The organism is Ruminococcus callidus ATCC 27760 (assembly GCF_000468015.1).
Taxonomy (GTDB): domain Bacteria; phylum Bacillota; class Clostridia; order Oscillospirales; family Ruminococcaceae; genus Ruminococcus_C; species Ruminococcus_C callidus.
The window spans coordinates 544-2,714 of the sequence record NZ_KI260396.1 but is presented as its reverse complement, the minus strand read 5'-3'; the positions used below and the strand labels follow the sequence as shown (position 1 = coordinate 2,714).

At 40.9% G+C, this 2,171-nt stretch carries 1 protein-coding gene; it reads right to left on the bottom strand.

All coding sequences use genetic code 11. The annotated features are described in order from the left end of the window. Positions 1-288: 288 nt before the first annotated feature. Entirely contained in the window at positions 289-1,854 is a 1,566-nt protein-coding gene (locus RUMCAL_RS07415) for an alpha-amylase family glycosyl hydrolase (RefSeq protein WP_040647479.1), read from the bottom strand. Positions 1,855-2,171 lie beyond the last annotated feature (317 nt).

Genomic DNA, 2,171 nt, shown 5'->3' with positions numbered 1-2,171 from the left:
GGCGAGCTGGAGATCATGTACCCCGACAGACTGAACTGAGCCGGCACGGTCAGTCTGCTTTCATTCCGCTACGCTCCATTTCAGTAGACTGACTGTTGAAGAAACTTGACAAATTACGGTATTTGTTGTATACTGTAAAAAAATTGAGCGGCTGTTTTTCAAGCCGCTCGCAATATCGTTTTTTATCACTGTTGTTGAATTTACAGAGATTTTTTCGCAGAGCCCAGAAAAATGTCATACTGTGGTTGCCTGATGTTGCACCATATCCTATGCCATATTTACTGTATCTTATACTGAAAATACAGAAACACTTTCTGCTGGCACTGTCAGAACTCCATCTGTTATATCTGCCGCATCTCCATTGGTATAGAGAATTTCCTTGATATTGAGTCCAGAGATTCTGCATGAAGCTGCGTTTGATGACGGATTTATTGCAACGATTATACTTTCATTATCATCGTATCGGCGATATACAAGCGGATATGCATTCTTTTCAGCATAGAGAAATTCAATCTTTCCGTTGCTCTTGAGTGCTGAGTGTGCTTGTCTGAGCTCTATAAGCTTTCTTACTTCATTATAAATTGAATCAGGATCATTTACAGCCTTTTCAACTGTAGGACGGTTGACATCTGAATCGATAGGAATATAAAGATTCTCAGGGTCTGCTGCAGAAAATCCCGCATTTACAGAGCTATTCCACTGCATAGGTGAACGTGATGCTGTTCTCTCAAAACCGCCCTCAACTGACTTTGCACCTTCAAGGTGACGCATTCCGATTTCATCACCATAATAAATAAAAGGAGCACCGGGCATTGTGAGAATGAATGAAAAAGCAAGCTTTATTTCTTTCTTGTCAAGACGCTGAGAAATTCTGGACATATCATGATTGCCTGATGGTATACAGATAAGTCCTTTGCCTTCTGTTTTTGCATAGTTTTCTTCATATGTCTTTACAAACTCAGATGCATCACCTGTTCCCTTTCTGGAGAAAAAGGGTTCTTCCACACGGAAAAGGTCATTGTAATGTGAAGGACCGAAATGCAGCAGAAAATCCATGTGAAAACCACCCATAAGAGATTTATCCGGCTGACCCCATTCAGAAATCATAGCAGCCTCAGGAAATTCTTTATTCAGAAATGCCCTGAAATCCTGCCAGAGTGCAATTGTAGCCTTGCTGTCCGTATCTCCCTTTACAAGTGACTGTGCCATATCTACACGGAAACCGTCGCAGCCCATATTCAGCCAGAAACGCATAACATCTTTCATAGCCTCTCTTGTTGCCATCGGACCGGGGGCATCTACAGCCTGCATCCATGGCTTTGTAGGATTTGCAAAACCATAATTCAGTGCCGGCTGAATGGTATAGAAATTTGCCGCACAAGTGCCATCTCTGTCGGAAATTCCTCTTATAGAGCCTGTGATGTTCTCAACTCCGCTTGCATCCTCCCATACGGAATCTGTCCAGATATATCTGTCTGTAAATTCATTTCTGTCAATCTTCATAGACTCCTTGAACCATTGATGCTCAATGGAAGTATGACCCGGAACAAGGTCGAGAATAACATGAATATCGAGTTTGTGTGCTTCTTCAAAGAAACGTTTCAGGTCTTCATTCGTGCCATATCTGGGAGCAACTTTTTTGTAGTTTGAAATATCGTAGCCTGCATCAAAGAAAGGTGATTCAAAGCATGGATTTATCCAGATTGCATTGCAACCTATACTTTTGATGTAAGGCAGGCTCTCTGTCATACCTGTAAGATCACCTATACCGTCTGCATTTGTGTCCTTGTAGCTCTGAGGGTAGATTTCATAGAATACTGCATTTTCAAGCCACTGTGGGTTGTTGTTTTTCATAGTATTTTCCTCCTGTACTTTTTGATAATTTTTATATAAAATATTCGTTTCCAGTTGACAGATGTTGTAAGCCTGTGCTATATTTATATTATATTCCTTTATGCGGAATAACTCTAATACTATTCCCGCAGATAATTGTATTATTCTACTTTTTTGGAGGGACTTCACCATGGAAAAACAGCATTTTCTTGAAAAATGCAGACACGACACCCCAAGATTTCCAATAGAATGCTTTCAGAGCCTGTGTCCATAAGCGTTTTAAGAGTGTAGCAGCATGAGAAATCATAGGCAATACCGCACAAAGATTGTGCGACAGA

Bases quoted from the DNA above. Each gene is read 5' to 3' on its own strand.
- RUMCAL_RS07415 (WP_040647479.1), bottom strand. From the start codon at position 1,854: ATGAAAAACAACAACCCACAGTGGCTTGAAAATGCAGTATTCTATGAA.